Genomic DNA, 18,022 nt, shown 5'->3' with positions numbered 1-18,022 from the left:
TTACTATATTTAAAAATTTTATAACCTATTGTATTTTATCAAATTATAGGAGTAGTAATGTTAAATTCATGTTAAATATTAAAAAATCATTAAATTTATGTTAAATTTTTGTGCTATTAGCATATTTTTGTATTATTTTTTCTGAACATTTTATACCATCGACTGCCGCTGTGACTATTCCACCTGCATATCCAGCACCTTCACCACAAGGATATAAATTTTTAACACTTATTGATTCCAAACTGTTTTCATCTCTTACTATTCTTATTGGTGATGATGACCTAGTTTCTACACCAGTTAAAACTGCATCATGCATTGCAAATCCATTTAATTTTTTATCAAGAGAGATAAATGCTTCTCTCATAGTTTCTATCACAAAACTAGGCAAACATTCATTCAAATTTGTAAGCTTATATCCAGGTTTATATGATGGTTCAACACTTCCTAAATTTTCAGAAGTCTTATTATTAATAAAATCTCCAACAAGTTGAACTGGAGCATTGTAATTTTTACCACCTAATTCAAAAGCTAATTTCTCATATTTTTGCTGAAAATGAACCCCTGCTAGTGGATTATCACTATCAAAATCTTCAGGAAGTACATTTACTAGAAATGCGCTATTAGCGTTTATTTTATCTCTTGCATGTTCACTCATTCCATTTGTAACTATTTCAAAATCATTTGATGCAGATGCTATGACACTGCCTCCTGGGCACATACAAAAAGTATATGCTGTTCTTCCATTTGAGACATGCTCTATAAGTCTATAATCAGCAGCTCCTAATCGAGGATGATTATAAAATTCCTTATACTGTGCTTTATTTATCAGGTCTTGAGGATGTTCAATTCTAGCTCCTATTGCAAATGGTTTCTGAATTATTTTTACACCTCTTGAATGCAACATCTCATAAGTATCTCTTGCACTATGCCCAACAGCTAATATAACTGCATCTGTATCTATTTTTTCGCTATCATTTACAATTACAGATTGTATAGAATTATTTAATACAACTATATCTGTCACTTTTGAATCAAATTTAACTTGTCCACCTAGATTTATTATTTCATTTCTTATATTTTTAACTACACTTTTTAATATATCTGTACCAACATGTGGCTTATGTGAATATAATATTTCATCTGGTGCTCCAAACTGAACTAATTCTTCTAGCACTTTTCTACATCGTATATCTTTTATTCTAGTTGTGAGTTTCCCATCTGAAAAAGTTCCTGCTCCACCTTCTCCAAATTGAACATTTGAATTATTTTTAAACTTTCTAGTTGTCCAAAAATCACTTATATCCTTAGTTCTACTATCAACATCAAGACCTCTTTCAAGTAGAATTGGTTCATAACCCATTTGAGCCAAAATAAGCCCTGCAAATAAGCCAGCTGGTCCACTTCCAATTACTAAAGGTCTATTATTTAATTTTTTATTACCCATAGCTACATTTACATATTTTACATCTTTTATCTTTGTTACATCTTTTATTTTTGAGCTTAGTATTTTACTTTCATCTCTAACTTCTACATCTACAGAATAAACAAATTCCATCTTTCCTTTTTTTCTAGCGTCTATAGATTCTTTATATATACTGTATTTTATTAAATTTTTTTCTTTTATTCTTAACTTCTTAAGTACAATATCTTTTAATAAAGATATATCTTTATCGATTTCAAGTTTTATATTAGATACCCTTAACATATTGTTTTCCTCTCTTAGATTGTAATATAAAAAAGCTAGGGTTACTCCTAGCTTTCTACAAATATAACTTCTATATTCTCTTTTACTAGATTTTCTACCCAAATCTCGTCTAGCACAAATTTCTTTATTTTGTCTACAATAAGTTCTTTATCCAAATCCTTTTTTAGATTTTTCACTAAAACCATCGCTTCAACCGATTTATTCAATCTTTCAACGTATAAAGAATTCACTTTAATTAATATAACCCTTAATTCACATATATATAACTCTTCACTACCTAAAGTGATTTCATCATCGTATTTATATATACTAAATTCATATATGTTTTCATATGGCGTTATATTTTCTATCCCAATAAACTCCATTAACTTATCCTCTTTTAGTTATAAGACCTCTTATAACTTTCATGTTATTAAATACTTTTTCTAAGAAGTTTTCTGCTTCTTCATTATCCAAAAGATTTATTTCAAGATTTTCATTTTCTACAATATCTTTAGATTTGCAGTACTCTTTAGCAACTTCTATTAGTTCATTTTTTCTATCCATAGGTAAATCGAACTCTTTATAGTCTATTATTATATATTGTTTAGTATCAGGTGATACACCATTATTATATCCTATTTCTATATGATAAATAACTGCATATATTTCTTCTCCGTCGTATACAGGTACTGCTGGGTTAGATTTTATAAAGTTTGTTGATACAGCAATTGCATTTCCTAAACTAAGACTCATTATTAATACCTCTTTCTACACATTATACATATATTATACTATAGATTCTTTATCTATGACTTAAAGCTTTTTATAATTAATTAAGATATTTTTAAATCTTTGTATCTTTTTCCTAATGTACTAGAGCTTATATCATATTTTTTTGATATTTGTACTTGAGTTATAGCTTGTCCTGCTTCTTTCTTAACATAGTATTCGACCGCAGCTGCCCAACCACTTTCAGCTCCTTTTATATTTTCATGACTTTTCTTATATTCATTCCAGAACTCTATACATGCATCTATATTTTCTTTTTCCACATTTTCTTTAAGAGTATCTAAAACCTTACATTCTACTTCAGCTAATTCACCTTCTGAATTAACTTTTTTATTATTATTCATATCTCTTTCTCTTTTTAAATATTCAGCTATACTTGGGTCTAAAAGCTGTTGTATATATTTATATAATACATGTGTATGATAAATTAAGAACGTCTTCATATCTTTATATAAGTCTTCATATTGATTGAATAAATTCATAACATCATTTAAAATTATATCTTTAACTTCATTTGATATACTTATAGTTACATCTATTAATATATTAGTTCCTTCAACATCAATTATTCTAGCTATCATACAGCTTCCGATTTTAAAGCTTCTTAGAAGTTTTACATCTTCTGTGTAAAGTTCTTTCCCACTTAAACAATCTCTTAAAACTATTTTTCCTGTAGAAATTTCTTTTACTTCGTAAATGCTTACATAGGATTCAAATAAACTTTTTAATATTGCGATTTCTGATTGACTTAGGCTTGCACCATTCTCTTCAAGAAATCCAACCGTCATGACCTTTTTATTTTCCATTATGTGGTCTTGTATTAAATACGTATTAAAAAATCTTTCAAACTTTTCATTTACATTATCATTTTGCATTATATAAAACATTTCTTTAGCTTTTTCACATTCATCTTTGAATCTATCATGTCTTGAATAATCATATAATTTTGAATATAAATCTGTATATTGCTTTTGTGAAAGTTCAGTTTTTCTGCTTGCTCTTTCTGAAACAATATCTTTATTTAAACAACATTTCTTGTATTTTTTGCCACTTCCACAAGGGCATAGCTCATTTCTCCCTAACAATATGACTTCCACTCCCTTATTATTAAATTAAAGTACAATTTGTTATTATACCATTTTTTTATCAATCAATCTATAGTATAAGCAAATATTATCTCAAATTTACTTATATTTTGGTACAATATATTCACTTTAATTAGGATTTCGATAAAATCACTAACAATCCCTCTTACAGAAATGGATTATCGTAAAACTAATTCTTCTATAAAGTTTTATGAATTGATAATAGTTTTTTACTTTATCTATTCTTTTTTGTTATGTGACTCTAATTGTCATTTTACATTCTACAAGATTGCTTTTTTCTTGTTTATATTCGTTTGAGAGATTTTTGACCTCAAGATTACTTGTTTTTAATTTATTAATTTCTATTTTTTCAATTTTATTATGTAACTTTAAGTTCTTCATTACACCTTCAAGTTTCAACACATTTTCAAGTTCCCCATTAACTTTTACTTCTAAATTAGTTTGTTTTTTATTGTAGTTGTCTAAGCTACTTTCTTGATTGATATATTCCACACTTACAATATCTCTCAATTCATTTTCTACTAATAATACTATATCTTTATTTGTTTTTTTATCTAAAAATGAATTATTAAAATTATTTTTTAATTCTGTATTGCTATCTAATTCAACATTTTTTACATATCTATTATCTTTATGCTTTTTATCCTTCATTTTATAATTATCTTGTCGTTTTATTTCATTCACTATATTTTGTTTTTCTTTCTTCAAATTAGTTAGGTTATCTTCTAGAGGTCTGGACATTACATTAACTACTAATACAATAATTAATATTAGCAATATTTTCATCAGATTTTTTTCTCTCTTATTTAATTTCAAAATTAATCACCTGTCTAACTTTTTATTCTAAATTTATAACATTCTCCATCTCTTATAATGCTGTCTATATAGTAATATTTTATGTAATTTATTTTTCTTAAACCATCTAAAATATCTAGATTATCACACACACCTTCCATCTCCATTTTGTTTTTATCTATAGATATTTTAGTAATGTTATCTGTTCCAACTATTTCATATATTTTTTTAATTTCATCAAGCTTTATTCTAGAAAACTTTTCTTTTGTTTTTTCCAGCTTTGGTACAGTATATTTTGATTCATTTATGGGTTTATTGTGACTTATATAATTTTCTAATTCATTTATAGATTTCATATACATAAACATTTTTAATGAAACACATGTTAAAATTAAGATTATCGTTATTTTATAGATTTTATTATATTGCTTAGTTTCTTTAAATCCATTTAAAAAATTTATTGTCTTATAAGCTTTCATTTAAATAATCATCCCTATACTACTTATATAAGTTATACTAGTATCTCTTAAATTCTTATCAAAATTATTTTCCACCCTTACTTTATTTTTTAATTTCAATGGATTTACTTCAGCAATTTTTTCTGTGTCTTTAAGATACTCATCTATAAAACAATTTTCTATGCCATAATAGTAAATATATTTAAATCTACTTATTAATTTTTTTACTGAGTCATATGATTTTATTTCTTTTGATAATAGATATGTTTCTTCTATTTTTTTGTTTTTTGTTATGTTTATAATAAATTGATTCCTTTTACATTCTATAAATACTCCGTCTTCTATAAAGTTATCTATTAGATTTAAACTTATAAGTTTTTGTAGTATATCAAAATTTATGTTTATAGCTTTTGGGTTCATATTTAGATTTTCTGAAATGCTTTTAATTACTTGTATAATATTTTTAGGAAAAAGAATTACTTGTATATTTAACTTATCATTACTAGAGTTTATAATTTTATATTTTATTGAATAGTTATTTATATTTATTGGAATATATTGGGTTATCTCAAATTCTATCATGTTTAATATATCTCTTTTTTTCTTAGTATTCAATATCTCAATATTTCTAATAACTATATCTTGAGTCTGAATATTAAAGTGCAAATTTTTGTATGATTTTTTTAGGTTATTTATATCATCTTTTACTAATTTAACTACGTTTTCTACATAACTAGTTTTTTCAATCTCATCACTGTCATTTTTAATATTAAAACCAATTTCTTTTATACTAGATTTATCGATAAAGATTTTTTTATAGTTTTTTCTTAAAAATACAGCCCTTATATAATCATCATTTATTTCTAAAGTCAAAAATTTTTTAATTATAACCATCTCCTTCTTAAGTAATAATAACTTGTATATTTTTTAATTAAACTTAATATATTTACATTTACAATTGAATACTAAAAATATCTTTATAATTTGATACTAAAAACGTATAAAAACAAATATTATCTTGGATAAAATTGTTTTGAATTTACATTTACACTTATATCTGTACCATTATCACTTATAACAAGTTCAAACTTACCTGATGTACTTTGAGGAACTGGAACAGTATTTAAATAACCTTTTTCTTTAAGTGATTCTACGCTTAGAGATTCTGCTATATTTTCATCATCATTAATAGCCATACTAGCTGCAGTTACTATATTAGCTGCATTTGTATAGTCTGCATTCATCTTGGCACTTTCTTGAACTTTACCATATTTAACTAATGCTATACTAGATATAACCCCTAAAATTGTTACTACTACAATCATTTCAACAAGTGTAAACCCTTTTCGTTTTTTATTTATCAATTAAATTTTCTCTCCTTTTTAAAAGTTTTATTTAGTAAAATTTATTTTTATATTAGAAACTAGTAATTGCATCAAACATAGGAATAACCATTGATAAAATAAAAACTCCAACAATCAATCCCATAAATACAATTATTACAGGCTCTACAAATTTCATTATTTGCTCTATTTTATTATTTAATTCATTTTCATAAAATCTGTTTATTACATCTAGACTCTTATCTAGCTTTCCACTTTCTTCACCTGTATTTGCCATTGAAACAAATAACTTAGGAAAAATATTTGCTAGATTCAAAGACTTACCTATACTATTTCCTTTTTTTATATAATTATTAGAAATCTCTAGTCTCTCATAAATGAATTCATTATCTATGACACTTGCTGACATGTCTATTGCATCCACTATTTGTATGCCACTACTAAGTAAAATAGACAACGCTCTTGAAAATCTGGTTGTAGCTACTAATTGATTAATGCCTTTTAAAAAAGGTATTTTGAATTTAAATGAATTAATTAATTTTTTTAGATTATTATTCATTATAAAAAAATAAATAGTTCCTATTAAAATCAATATAAAACTAAGTATTAAATAACCTAGATAATTTGTAACTATCATAGAAATTCCTATTAAAATCTTAGTTATGAAAGGTGGTTCAATCCCATTACTGGCAAAAACCACCTGAAAATTTGGTATCACAAATATAAAGATAAATATTATTGATATTATTGATAATATGATAAGTATCATTGGATAGATTAAAATAGTTATTATTTTTGTTTTTAATTTATATTCTTTATCATAATAATTAGATAAATCGCTCATTATTACATCTAAGTTTCCACTAGTTTCCCCTGCTTTTATCATGCTTATAAAAAATTTAGAAAATGTTCCTGTGATGTGAAATGATTCTGCTATAGAATTTCCATTTTGAATATGATTTGATACTGTATTAAACAAACTTTTTACTTTTTTGCTAGATTGTCCTTCAATAATTTGAAATATATTTGTAATTTCACATCCAGATTCTAGTAAAATACCTATCTCTTTGCAAATTACTCTAAGCTCTTTATTACTAATCTTGTTTAATACTAAATGAATCTTGTCTAAATTATAAAATATACTTTTAGATACTTTCATGTATTATAATTCCTTCCAAATTATATTAATTATAATTAAATAGGCTCGATATTTTCTAATTTAATATGTTAATTTTATTTTATCTAGATACAATTTACAATCGAGACTTTTAATTAAAATCGATTGTATGAAATTTGGTTACACTGTTTAACTAAATTATTTCATTTACCACTAAACATTCTTCTAATGTTGTTATTTTTTCATTTATTAGCCTTTTACAGCTATCTTCAAATGTTATCATTCCATTTTTTCGTGCTACTTCTTTAACAATACTAGAATCCTTCATATCCCTTATACATGTTTTTATATCATCATTAATTTCTAGAATTTCATAAATTGCTGTTCTCCCAAAATAACCTTTATCATTACATCTCTCACATCCTACAGCTACTTTAGTATTTACATCTCCACTAAAATCATCTTTTATCATAATCTCATGGCTACAATGATTACAAACTTTTCTAACCAACTTTTGAGATATCACACCTATAAGAGATGCATTTAAAAGGTATGGTGGAATTTGCATTTCCAATAGTCTAGCTATAGCAGATACTGCATCATTAGTATGCAAAGTGCTTATAACTAAATGTCCTGTTATAGCGGCTCTTACTGCTATCTTAGCTGTTTCTGCATCTCTTATTTCTCCAACCATTATTATATCTGGGTCTTGTCTTAATATAGCTCTAAGACCTACATCAAAACTCAACCCTACTTTTGAATTTACTTGTATCTGACTTATTCCATCCATCTTGTATTCTACTGGATTTTCTATAGTCATTATATTTTTATTTATACCCTTTAAATCATTTAGTAAGGAATATACTGTAGTAGTCTTTCCGCTCCCTGTAGGTCCTGTCACTAATAATATTCCAGCTCTTTTACTTATTATACGATTTATAGAGTTTATCGCTTCTTCTGAAAATCCAAGTTCTGATTTATCTTTTAAAAAAGTATCTCTATTAAGTATTCTCAAAACAATTTTTTCACCATATACAGTTGGGATTGATGAAACCCTAATGTCAATTAAGCTATCATCTAGCTTTATGTCTACTCTTCCATCTTGAGGAAGCCTTTTTTCTGTTATGTCCATTGAAGCCTTTAATTTAACAACTGTAGCTAATGCTGGATAAACATCTATTAAAAACTTTGATATTTCTTTTAACTCTCCATCAACTCTCATTCTAACTATCAAATGTTCTTTAAATGGTTCTATATGTATATCACTTGCGTTCTCTTTTATAGCTTTTTCTAGAAGATTTTCAAATAATCTTTTTGCATAATTTTCATCAAGTTCAAAGTTATTGTAATATTTTTCTATCTTCTCACTTATAAGTTCTCTTCTTTCTTTTTTTAATATAATTTCTTTCCCCGTTGCTAATCTCAAGTCTTGCAGTGCATATATATCTTCATCTTCTATTTCTACTACTAGATTGTCATCTTGAAATTCTACTGGAAATACATTATACTTTTTTGCAAGTTTTTCTGGTATTAACATTGGTAAACTGCTTTCCTCTAATATAATCTTAATCACCCTTTATATACTTTAATTTATTAGGTATTTTCAGTTTTTTCATAGAGATATTTTCTTCAGCTTTTATACTAACTTTCATTGGATAAGTACTTTGTACACTATCTAAATATTTACTACCTTTGTCTATGTAACTAGATAGTTTATCTTTATCACCAATACATTTTATTTCATAGGGTTGTGCTACTGGAACTCCATTTATATTTATATGGCTACCTGCAAGTACAACTTCTGAGTACTGATTAATTCTTTGACCATTTATTTCTATGTATTTTCCTCCATTTGCTTTTAATTCATTTATGACTTTTACTAAGATTTTATTGTAGTCTATGCTATTGGCAATGTTTCCTGTTTTTTCATCTATGGCATCTATACTTAATACTATTCCGCTACCGTTTACATCTGAATATGAAAGACTCTCCCTAAGACTTTCTATTTTAGAGATTTCATTAGAATTCTTTTGATTTTTCTTCATCGAATTAATTTCTTTATCTAATTTATCTTTCTCTTTTGCCAGTTCTTTTATAGATTTTCTTGTTATTCTTATTTCTTTTCTTATTGACTTATCCTTACTTGTATAAACTGTTTCTTCATTGCTATAATCTCTAAATATGGTTCCAACAAGCATACCTAAAATAGTACTTGCTAGTATTATAAACACATATTGTTTTTTCATACTGTATTACTCCTTACAAATTTATTTTTATATGATAATTTTCTTTAATTAAATATTAAACATTTACATATGCTTATTATATCAAAGTTATATGTTAAAATTCATCTTTAGTATATAATATCATACATTATACTTATGTCCCCACCCTACTAGCATTGAATATAAAGGATTCTGTTATAAACAGTAAAAAGTATATAATTTAATTAGATAACTTATACTTTTAATATCTGTTAAAGTATAATGTCTAGCTAAATAAATATAAACTAAGCTTAAAATGTATATTGATAATATTTTTGCTTACATACTTTATTTTCAGCTTACACACTTTAATTTAAAAACTTTTCAAAATAAGTACATACATATAGATTATTATTGTAAATGTGTATTGTAATTTTTTATATTGACAAAAAACATCCAACTGTTTATACTGTACTTGTATGAAAATATACAGTTAAAGAGGTGTTTTTTTGAATATAATTATTTCAAATGGTTCTAACTTACCCATTTATGAACAAATTAAAGAACAGATAAAAAAACAAATTCTTTCAGGAGAATTAAAAGAAAATGAAATTCTACCTTCACTTAGACAACTAGCAAGAGATTTAAAGATTAGCGTTTTGACTACTACTAGAGCATATAATGAACTTGAGCAAGAAGGTTTTATTATGAGCCGTCAAGGCAAGGGATTTTTTGTTATGTCAAGTAGTTCTGAACTTATTCGTGAACAGTTAATACAAGAAGTAGAATCAAATCTTAATAATGCAATACAAGCAGCACAAAGAGCGTCTATGACAGATAAAGAAATTATAAGTCTTTTGAGATTATTATTGGAGGTGGAAAAAGGTGAATAATTATTTGGAACTAAATGGTGTTAGTAAAAACTTTAATGATTTTAATCTAAAAAATATAAATTTTACCTTACCAATGGGATATATAATGGGATTAATTGGCCCAAATGGTGCAGGTAAAACAACAACTATACAATTAATTCTAAATATGTTAGAAAAAGATGAAGGAGAGATTTTAGTTTTTGATATGGACAATGTTAAAAATGAAAATCTTATTAAACAGAATATTGGTGTTGTATTTGATAATATATTTTATGCAGATAATTGGACAATAAGAGATACTGAAAAAGCTATATCTATCTTTTATAAAGACTGGAATCACGATATTTTTAAAAGTATGATAACCAGATTTAATTTACCTCTAAATAAAAAAATAAGTGAATTATCTAGAGGTATGCAAATGAAACTTATGTTATCATGTGCATTTTCTCATAATGCTAAGTTGCTTATACTTGATGAACCAACAAGTGGACTTGATGCAGTAACTCGTGATGAACTTTTGGAAATTCTACAGGACTACATAAAAGATGGAGATAGAAGTGTGTTATTTTCTACACATATTACTACTGATTTGGAAAAAGTTGCTGATTATATTACTTTTATAAATAATGGAGAATTATTTTATACTGGAAGTTTGCAAGATTTATTAGAAAAATTTAGATTAATTAAAGGAAGACCAAAAGATTTAACAGAAACACTTAAAAAAGATATTATTGGCCTACGTGAAACAGATATTGGATTTGATGGATTAATTCATACAAATGATACTATTAAATATAATAACTGTATCATAGATACTGCTACTATTGATGATATAGTTATAAAAGTTAGCAAGAGAGGTGTAGTAAGATGACCGATTCAATTAAATTTACTAAACTAGATATTTTTACAATGAAATCTTATTTTAATATGAATTTAGTTTTGTTACCTGTTATAATGCTTTTTTCATATATGGGCTCATCAACATTAACACTTTATATTACTTGTTCTTGGTTTGTTGCCCTTATGATTTCTAACGTTTTTGCCATAGAAGAAAAAAACAACTTAAGTCGCCTATATGGTACTCTTTCAATTAAATTAAGAGATATAGTTTTAGGTCGCTATATTTTCATTTTAATTAACTTTGTATTAACAGTATTTATAATTACTATACTTTCAATAGTCGTATTATTTTTTAAAAGTAAATCTATTGATATTCAATAAATTATACTAGGAATAAGTACCTCTTTTTTAGTTTTTTCTGCTATAATAGGAGTTCAAATACCTATCTTTTTTAAGATGGGATACCTAAAAGCAAGATTTTGGTCATTAATTCCATATATTATTGTATTGACATTAGTTTTAATGACCTCATTGATTGATAAAATATCATTTGTAATAGATTTTATAATATACAACCAAGGTATATTTTCTATTCTTGGGCTTATTGCTAGTTTTATTATTTTAGTAGTTTCTTATAAAATATCTTTCTTACTATACGAAAGTAGACGATAGTGTAAATATAAATTTATCAAAAGTTAAAATCTAAAATAGAAAAAGGAAATGAATTTTTACTAATTCATTTCCTTTTATTTATAAATTAAAATATTTCTCCAATATAATTATATAAAAATTTCAAACATTTATGTACATATATTTAAAAATAAATCTTCTGTACATTGTAAAAATTCAATCATAATAAAATTTCTAATTGAATCCTTACAAAAAGTAGTAAGAGAAGATTAAATATTTTATGTAAACATAGAATTTCTATGAGTTATTTATATATCCGTTTTGATATGTTCAAGATTCACTTTAAAAGTTTTTTCATCTTTTTGAACTTTAAAATTATCATTAGGTAAAACTGTTATAATACTATCTTTATATTCAGACTTATCAACCTTTAAACTTAATCCTGTCTTATTAGAGTCACCATATATATAACAAATAGGTTTTTTATTACTCATAAATACCATTTGTACTATATCCTCACTATCTGCTGGTATGATATTTCTCCATTTATATCCTACAGTTTTATATATTGTTTCAACAGGTGTATATGGTTCAAATATATATAGTTTATCCCATTTAAAAGGAAGCAATTTCCCTAAGCTAATTTCTTTAGTTTTGCTATCTAGACTGAAAATACTTCCAAAAAATTCACTAACTCTATCCATTTCTTGATTTTTTTCAAACGTGGATAACTCACTAGATTTATCAACAACATTCCATTTATCATTATTTTTTTCTAGTTTAAAGTTAATTTTAGAAACACATTCTCCATGTTTTCCTGGTTGTGTAACTATAACTTTTTCTCCTAAATTATTTTTATAGTCATGTTGTTTAATTTGAACATGTGTATGTCCAGCTACTATTGCATCAATACCATCAACATTTCGAGCCAATTCTTGTATTCTATTTCCTGGATTTTTAGGTTTTTTAGGTTTCTCACCTGAATGTACTACAGCAACTATAACATCTGCTTTATCTTTTTTCATTACATCGACCCATTTATTTGCATCATCTACTAAATCATTCATATATAGCTCACCATTATAACCTCCTTGGTCTTTTAACTCCAAAGATTTAGAATCCACACTCTCTCCAACTTCTTTTATTGTAAGACCTAAAATACCTAATTTAACATTACCTTTAGGGGTATTAATATTTTTTATTATATATGGCTTTGTGTAACTACTCCCATCTTTTTTATAAGTATTAGCTGATAATACATCAATACCTTGTTTATTAAAATCAGATATCATATTGTCTAAATAAAATTTAGAGTTAGATACAAATTCGTGATTTCCAAGAACTACAGAATCATATCCCAATTCTTTCATTTCTTTTGCAATAGGAGTTTCTATATACTTCTCGGTTTTATTATCAATATCTGTTCGTCTATCATCAAAATATTTTTCCATAGGTGAACCTATTGGCCCACTATCAAAGAAATCTCCCGCATCTACTAGAGTTATATTTTTATCTTTTTCTCGTTCTTCTTTTATATAAGAAGTTAACTCATAAGGTAGGTTTCCATGTAAATCGGTAGTTGCTAATACATTTATTTCTGTTGTTTGTTTTGAGGCACATCCAGACATTAGTAATACAGACAAAAAAGTAATACCTATAATTATTTTATTTTTCATAAATCCTCCAATTTTATTTTTTCTGAGTATAAATCTTAATTTCATTCTTTATTATATTTAATTTATAATACAAATCTAACATCAATAATAATACATTAATATACAAAAGTCATCTATATATTCCATAAAAACTTAGTTATATACTAGAATATACTCTTGTTTACATAAAAAAAGTCACTCATAATAGTAACTTTTTTAAATGCAACTTTAGATATTATCATCAAGGTCAATTATATAATTATTGCAACTTTCACAATAAAATATTTTACATCTCATTTAATTTTCTTTTTAAGTCTTCAACATATTGTATTTGTATTTTTTTTAAGTTCATAAAGAAATAAGATAAAACTTTTATAATAAGATTTTTAACATATATATTTTCTATAAACACTATTTTAGTTTTTCCATTCTCTTCAAAAAATTCGCCTTGCCAATTACCATAGAAAAATTTATTTTCCATATCAAATTTATAAAACTTATTTTTAGTTTTTTCTGTAACAGTAAATTTTGTGCTGTTTCCATCCTTATTGTACTCAATAAAAGTACTTCCGTCATCTAATATTTCAATTTTACTTATATCACTTCTCCATTTATAATCACGATTGTCTGTAACTATATTCCAAACTGTTTCCACGTCTGTATTAAAATAAGCTGTTATCTCAGATACTCTACATTTTTTCATAAACTCCTCCTATTTTTTTACCCATAGATTTTGAATAGAATTTGGCATGGCACCTGTACACTTGAAAATAGCCCATTTATGAGAAGGTATTGTAAATAAGGTAAATTTATCATTTTTAGGTTTTTCATCTGTCTCAACAGCTGCATAATAATTAAATAATTGTTTGTTTTGTGAAACTGCCATTTCATCTATTCCCAAAATACCACCTTTTGTAACAGTGTTTTCTTTCACATAAGAAATTAGCTCTCTATACAAACTACTATTAAACAAGTCTTGCCAAAACCTTGGTATTTGTTTTCTAAATACATCTTCATCTTTAGAAAATTGTTTCTTTAAAGCAATTACTGAAAATTCTCTCTTATCGACAATTTTGTAATCTAAAGTATTTCCTCCATCTAAAGATATTTTTAATGTTATCTTGCTAAATATTCATAATCTAACTTTTCTAAAATATTGTCTTCAATATAATCAATAGATTGTTGTAATCCCTCTAACCACTGCATTTCATATGTACCCCCATATTTTATAATAAATTCTCTAAATTTTCTTGTCTTTTTGTGCAAAGATTTATCTGTTTAAATTATAGCAAAAAACAGCAAACTACCATAGCTTCAAAGCTATAGCAGTTTGCTGTTGATTATATATACTAGTTAATATTAATTTTAAACAGACATATTTTATATATTTTCCTCATACTTTGAAATTCTCTTAACTAGTTCATCTCTCAATTTTCCTACTTCATCAAATCTCATGTTAGGACTATAGTAACTTTCTATAATATCATGTTTTGATTTAGCTCTCTTAAGATTTAAAACTGACCAACAAATTAAGTCATCTAAAACTTTTTCATCAAATTTAATGTCTTCTTCATACTTAAGTAATTTTTCTCTATTTAAAAATTGATTCAAATCAATTGTATCTTCATCTTTAAAAGTACTACTTATAGTTATTCCTATATCTAAATCAGTTAATAATATGGTTTCAATTTTTTCAGGAATAAGTGGATAGTGATAAACTTCTACATTCAAGCCTTTCTCAATGGCTTTTTTGTACACTTTACTCAAAAGTGTAGTTTTCCCAGCGCCTATTTCTCCTGATAAATAATAAACCTTACCTACATCCTTTAAAATATGTTCTGTATAATCTAAGCATCCTACAGGAGTTATACCTGATCCAAATAAATGCTTTTCTTTCTTTAACTTTCCTGTACTATCTACTCCATCAAATAATCTTTTTATGAATTCTTCTGTAACTAAATTTACTTTTCCATAATCCATACAGTCGGAATATTTTTCCTCGATATCTCTAAAAATTGGTTCTGCTGATTTTAAAAATTTGAATGCTCTTTTAAAAGCATTACTAATATCTTTATCATAGCTTGAAATTTCTTGTCTATTTTTTTCTAACTCCTCTGTATTCCAGTAATCGCCTAAGTTAATTATCTCGTCCAAAGCACCTGGGAGTTTAGGGTCTACAGTATGTGGAGCAGTTGCATCCATAAGTACCACGCCTAGTTTCTTTATAACTACACCATCCAACGAACTTGGGTCAGAAGGGCAATGATATAATTCAATATCATATCCTTTATGCAAAAACTCTTTATAAATTTTTTTCATTAGTGAGGATTTTCCTACTCCAGGTCCACCCTTTAAACAAAAAACTCTTTTTACATTTTCAGGAATTATATAGTCAAAAAAAGAATATGACCCTTGTGATGTGTTTCCACCTGGAAATGCCTTTTTTATCTTTCCTTCCATATTAGCGCCTCCTCATAATTTACCATACCTCTTAATTAAGATATTAATATTATACGAGTTTTGTTACAGCTTTATGCTTTTGCTAAATATAAAACTTATCATTCAGCAATGGCAATAACTTGTTTTACTTAATTTCAATCTATTACTATACTCTAATTTAGGTTTTGTCCAAAAGTATAATAAAACTGTCTATACTGTGGTGTAGTTGTCTGTATTGCTTAAATCTAATTGTCTCGACTGTTATTTTATGTTAAAATAAAATTAAAAAATACATCTGTTTTTCTTCAGAAATGGGTGAAATTCCCTATCGGCGGTAAAAGCCCGCGAGCCTTATGGCAGAATTTGGTCAAATTCCAAAGCCGACAGTAAAATCTGGATGGTAGAAGAAAATAGTATATGAGTACCTTTATGTAATTTTACATGAGTAATCTATACAAATCCTTCAACTACCGCATTTATTCATGAAAATAAACATATTCTAAGGTACCTAAGAAATAGGTGCTTTTTTGTTGTTTATTTTGTAACTATACTGTACTTATAAAACAAAATCTACTATGTAAAAGATTGGAGTGTTATCAGTGAAACAAAAATGGATAGTATTAATTATCATCTGTATTGGTATATTTATGTCTACTCTTGATGGAAGTATACTAAATATCGCAAATCCTACAATTGCTGCCGACTTTAAAATTAACATGTCGCAAATCCAATGGGTAGTTACAGCTTATATGTTGGTTGTAACAGCTACTATGTTGTTTTTTGGAAAGCTAGGTGATAAGGTAGGTTCAAATTATCTATATACGTTAGGATTTTTTATATTTACAATAGGTTCCTTTCTATGTAGTATATCTAATAACCTAGTAACATTGATTTTATCAAGAATATTTCAAGCAATTGGAGCAAGTATTTTAATGGCAACTGGACTTGGTATAGTTTCTAATGCATTTCCAGCAAATGAAAAGGGAAAGGCTATAGGAATTACTGGAGCAGTAGTTGGTATAGGAAATATGAGTGGTCCTGTAATTGGTGGAATACTTTTAGAACACTTTGGATGGCCTTCTATTTTCATCATCAATATACCTATTGGTATTATAGCAGTCTTTCTTGGGATAAAATTTCTACCAAAACCTATTTTAGATGAACAAAACAAAAGTTTCGATATTCCAGGTCTTCTATTATTTGCATCTTGTACCACACTTATATTGCTTGCAATGAATGAAGAAGGAAATACAAAATGGTATCTAGGAATAGTGGCAATTATAGCATTTTTATTGTTGGTATTGAGAGAAGTAAAATTTGAACAAAGTTTTATTGATTTACCTTTGTTTAAAAATAGAAATTTCACTGTAGGCAATATTATTGGAATAGCTTGTTATTTTCCTCAAATGGCAGTATCTTTCCTACTTCCTTTTTATCTAGAACAACTAAAAAATTTATCTCCTATGATGGCTGGCTCTGTCATGACTGTTCATCCACTTATTATGGTACTTATAGCTCCTATTGCAGGTTCTCTTTCTGACAAACATGGTGCAAAAAATATTCTGACTGTATCTTTTTCATTTATGACTATTGCTCTGGTTGGAATGGCACTTTTAAAAGCTGATTCTCCATTATATCTTTTGATTCTATGCTTAATTATTTTTGGCTTTGGATTAGGCTCTTTTAGCTCACCAAACAATAGTAGTATCTTGGCAGATGTTCCACCTCAAAAGCAAGGATATGGAGGAAGTTTTCTAGCAACTGTTCGTAATTTGTCATTTGCCCTTGGGACAGCATTTTTCAGTAGTTTCTTTGCACAAAGACTTATATATCATCAAAAGTCTACAAGTCATACACTGGCTTATGTCGCAGCTAGTAATCAATCTTACTGGATTGCAGCAGCAGTATGCTTTATAGGACTTATACTTACAATTTTCTTTATGAAAAAGACAGAAAAAACTACTTCTCAGTAAAGATTTATTGCTAATTATATAAATCACTAAATCTTTAAACAAACTAATTTACACTAATTTTATTAGTTTCTAACAATAATTACTTATATTTATTGTTTATAAACAACAAGGATG

19 protein-coding genes and 1 riboswitch are annotated in these 18,022 nt (G+C 26.3%); of the genes, 4 read left to right on the top strand and 15 right to left on the bottom strand.

What is annotated here, in order from left to right; genetic code table 11:
• Positions 1–100 precede the first annotated feature (100 nt).
• The 11 genes from KGF46_RS14195 to KGF46_RS14145 all read right to left on the bottom strand — a co-directional run bounded on the left by KGF46_RS14195 (position 101) and on the right by KGF46_RS14145 (position 9,541).
• Complete coding sequence (locus tag KGF46_RS14195; RefSeq protein ID WP_227857012.1) at positions 101–1,705, bottom strand: FAD-dependent protein; 1,605 nt, start codon at positions 1,703–1,705, stop codon at positions 101–103.
• A gap of 47 nt (positions 1,706–1,752) precedes the next feature.
• On the bottom strand, positions 1,753–2,070 hold the full coding sequence (locus tag KGF46_RS14190; protein WP_227828293.1) for a hypothetical protein: 318 nt from the start codon (positions 2,068–2,070) through the stop codon (positions 1,753–1,755).
• Positions 2,071–2,074: 4 nt separating this feature from the next.
• Positions 2,075–2,440: a hypothetical protein gene (locus KGF46_RS14185; protein WP_227828292.1), complete on the bottom strand. Its 366-nt coding sequence runs from the start codon at positions 2,438–2,440 to the stop codon at positions 2,075–2,077.
• 80 nt (positions 2,441–2,520) lie between these two features.
• The gene (locus tag KGF46_RS14180; RefSeq protein WP_227828291.1) at positions 2,521–3,561 is read right to left on the bottom strand and encodes an SEC-C domain-containing protein; all 1,041 of its coding nucleotides are present in this window, start codon (positions 3,559–3,561) and stop codon (positions 2,521–2,523) included.
• A 252-nt stretch (positions 3,562–3,813) separates the two neighbouring features.
• Positions 3,814–4,398, bottom strand: coding sequence for a hypothetical protein (locus tag KGF46_RS14175; protein ID WP_227842447.1), 585 nt, complete (start codon positions 4,396–4,398; stop codon positions 3,814–3,816).
• 14 nt (positions 4,399–4,412) lie between these two features.
• Positions 4,413–4,856 (bottom strand): hypothetical protein, encoded by a 444-nt coding sequence (locus tag KGF46_RS14170; RefSeq protein WP_227842448.1) that lies wholly within the window; start codon positions 4,854–4,856, stop codon positions 4,413–4,415.
• Entirely contained in the window at positions 4,857–5,729 is an 873-nt protein-coding gene (locus KGF46_RS14165) for a pilus assembly protein PilM (RefSeq protein ID WP_227862094.1), read from the bottom strand.
• 119 nt (positions 5,730–5,848) lie between these two features.
• On the bottom strand, positions 5,849–6,199 hold the full coding sequence (locus KGF46_RS14160) for a type II secretion system protein (RefSeq protein ID WP_227828287.1): 351 nt from the start codon (positions 6,197–6,199) through the stop codon (positions 5,849–5,851).
• A gap of 52 nt (positions 6,200–6,251) precedes the next feature.
• Positions 6,252–7,337 (bottom strand): type II secretion system F family protein, encoded by a 1,086-nt coding sequence (locus tag KGF46_RS14155; protein WP_227828286.1) that lies wholly within the window; start codon positions 7,335–7,337, stop codon positions 6,252–6,254.
• Between the two features lie 151 nt (positions 7,338–7,488).
• Positions 7,489–8,832, bottom strand: coding sequence for a GspE/PulE family protein (locus tag KGF46_RS14150; protein ID WP_227840318.1), 1,344 nt, complete (start codon positions 8,830–8,832; stop codon positions 7,489–7,491).
• A 28-nt stretch (positions 8,833–8,860) separates the two neighbouring features.
• Positions 8,861–9,541 (bottom strand): DUF881 domain-containing protein, encoded by a 681-nt coding sequence (locus KGF46_RS14145; RefSeq protein WP_227828284.1) that lies wholly within the window; start codon positions 9,539–9,541, stop codon positions 8,861–8,863.
• A gap of 467 nt (positions 9,542–10,008) precedes the next feature.
• Between KGF46_RS14145 and KGF46_RS14140 the strand changes: the two genes are divergently transcribed.
• The 3 genes from KGF46_RS14140 to KGF46_RS14130 are packed head-to-tail and all read left to right on the top strand — an operon-like array spanning position 10,009 to position 11,592.
• Positions 10,009–10,392: a GntR family transcriptional regulator gene (locus KGF46_RS14140; protein WP_227850578.1), complete on the top strand. Its 384-nt coding sequence runs from the start codon at positions 10,009–10,011 to the stop codon at positions 10,390–10,392.
• Positions 10,385–11,242, top strand: a complete 858-nt coding sequence (locus KGF46_RS14135; RefSeq protein ID WP_227828282.1) for an ABC transporter ATP-binding protein — start codon at positions 10,385–10,387, stop codon at positions 11,240–11,242. Before KGF46_RS14140 ends, KGF46_RS14135 begins: the two co-directional genes overlap by 8 nt.
• The gene (locus KGF46_RS14130; RefSeq protein ID WP_227854843.1) at positions 11,239–11,592 is read left to right on the top strand and encodes an ABC-2 transporter permease; all 354 of its coding nucleotides are present in this window, start codon (positions 11,239–11,241) and stop codon (positions 11,590–11,592) included. Before KGF46_RS14135 ends, KGF46_RS14130 begins: the two co-directional genes overlap by 4 nt.
• A gap of 557 nt (positions 11,593–12,149) precedes the next feature.
• Here KGF46_RS14130 and KGF46_RS14125 read toward each other — a convergent pair.
• The 4 genes from KGF46_RS14125 to KGF46_RS14110 all read right to left on the bottom strand — a co-directional run bounded on the left by KGF46_RS14125 (position 12,150) and on the right by KGF46_RS14110 (position 15,956).
• Entirely contained in the window at positions 12,150–13,517 is a 1,368-nt protein-coding gene (locus KGF46_RS14125; protein ID WP_227828280.1) for a bifunctional metallophosphatase/5'-nucleotidase, read from the bottom strand.
• A gap of 265 nt (positions 13,518–13,782) precedes the next feature.
• On the bottom strand, positions 13,783–14,199 hold the full coding sequence (locus KGF46_RS14120; protein WP_227854842.1) for a hypothetical protein: 417 nt from the start codon (positions 14,197–14,199) through the stop codon (positions 13,783–13,785).
• A gap of 9 nt (positions 14,200–14,208) precedes the next feature.
• Positions 14,209–14,568 (bottom strand): effector binding domain-containing protein, encoded by a 360-nt coding sequence (locus tag KGF46_RS14115; protein WP_227828396.1) that lies wholly within the window; start codon positions 14,566–14,568, stop codon positions 14,209–14,211.
• 308 nt (positions 14,569–14,876) lie between these two features.
• Positions 14,877–15,956 carry an ATP-binding protein gene (locus tag KGF46_RS14110; RefSeq protein WP_227828278.1) on the bottom strand — a complete coding sequence of 360 codons (1,080 nt, stop codon included), beginning with the start codon at positions 15,954–15,956 and terminating at the stop codon, positions 14,877–14,879.
• Positions 15,957–16,232: 276 nt separating this feature from the next.
• Positions 16,233–16,348, top strand: a riboswitch (FMN riboswitch).
• Positions 16,349–16,534: 186 nt separating this feature from the next.
• Between KGF46_RS14110 and KGF46_RS14105 the strand changes: the two genes are divergently transcribed.
• The gene (locus KGF46_RS14105; RefSeq protein ID WP_227862093.1) at positions 16,535–17,908 is read left to right on the top strand and encodes an MFS transporter; all 1,374 of its coding nucleotides are present in this window, start codon (positions 16,535–16,537) and stop codon (positions 17,906–17,908) included.
• The last annotated feature ends 114 nt before the right edge of the window (positions 17,909–18,022 follow it).

Source organism: Clostridioides sp. ZZV14-6153 (assembly GCF_020657855.1).
In the GTDB taxonomy this organism is placed as follows: Bacteria; Bacillota; Clostridia; order Peptostreptococcales; family Peptostreptococcaceae; genus Clostridioides.
Note: the sequence above shows the minus strand (reverse complement) of the source record. Positions and strands in the feature narration are given on the sequence as shown.

What these genes read in the sequence shown, in the direction of transcription:
- KGF46_RS14165 (WP_227862094.1), bottom strand. Translation starts at nt 5,729, where the DNA reads ATGGTTATAATTAAAAAATTTTTGACTTTAGAAATAAATGATGATTAT.
- KGF46_RS14125 (WP_227828280.1), bottom strand. Translation starts at nt 13,517, where the DNA reads ATGAAAAATAAAATAATTATAGGTATTACTTTTTTGTCTGTATTACTA.
- KGF46_RS14185 (WP_227828292.1), bottom strand. Translation starts at nt 2,440, where the DNA reads ATGAGTCTTAGTTTAGGAAATGCAATTGCTGTATCAACAAACTTTATA.
- KGF46_RS14190 (WP_227828293.1), bottom strand. Translation starts at nt 2,070, where the DNA reads ATGGAGTTTATTGGGATAGAAAATATAACGCCATATGAAAACATATAT.
- KGF46_RS14195 (WP_227857012.1), bottom strand. Translation starts at nt 1,705, where the DNA reads ATGTTAAGGGTATCTAATATAAAACTTGAAATCGATAAAGATATATCT.
- KGF46_RS14110 (WP_227828278.1), bottom strand. Translation starts at nt 15,956, where the DNA reads ATGGAAGGAAAGATAAAAAAGGCATTTCCAGGTGGAAACACATCACAA.
- KGF46_RS14150 (WP_227840318.1), bottom strand. Translation starts at nt 8,832, where the DNA reads ATGTTAATACCAGAAAAACTTGCAAAAAAGTATAATGTATTTCCAGTA.
- KGF46_RS14155 (WP_227828286.1), bottom strand. Translation starts at nt 7,337, where the DNA reads ATGAAAGTATCTAAAAGTATATTTTATAATTTAGACAAGATTCATTTA.
- KGF46_RS14130 (WP_227854843.1), top strand. Translation starts at nt 11,239, where the DNA reads ATGACCGATTCAATTAAATTTACTAAACTAGATATTTTTACAATGAAA.
- KGF46_RS14145 (WP_227828284.1), bottom strand. Translation starts at nt 9,541, where the DNA reads ATGAAAAAACAATATGTGTTTATAATACTAGCAAGTACTATTTTAGGT.
- KGF46_RS14170 (WP_227842448.1), bottom strand. Translation starts at nt 4,856, where the DNA reads ATGAAAGCTTATAAGACAATAAATTTTTTAAATGGATTTAAAGAAACT.
- KGF46_RS14120 (WP_227854842.1), bottom strand. Translation starts at nt 14,199, where the DNA reads ATGAAAAAATGTAGAGTATCTGAGATAACAGCTTATTTTAATACAGAC.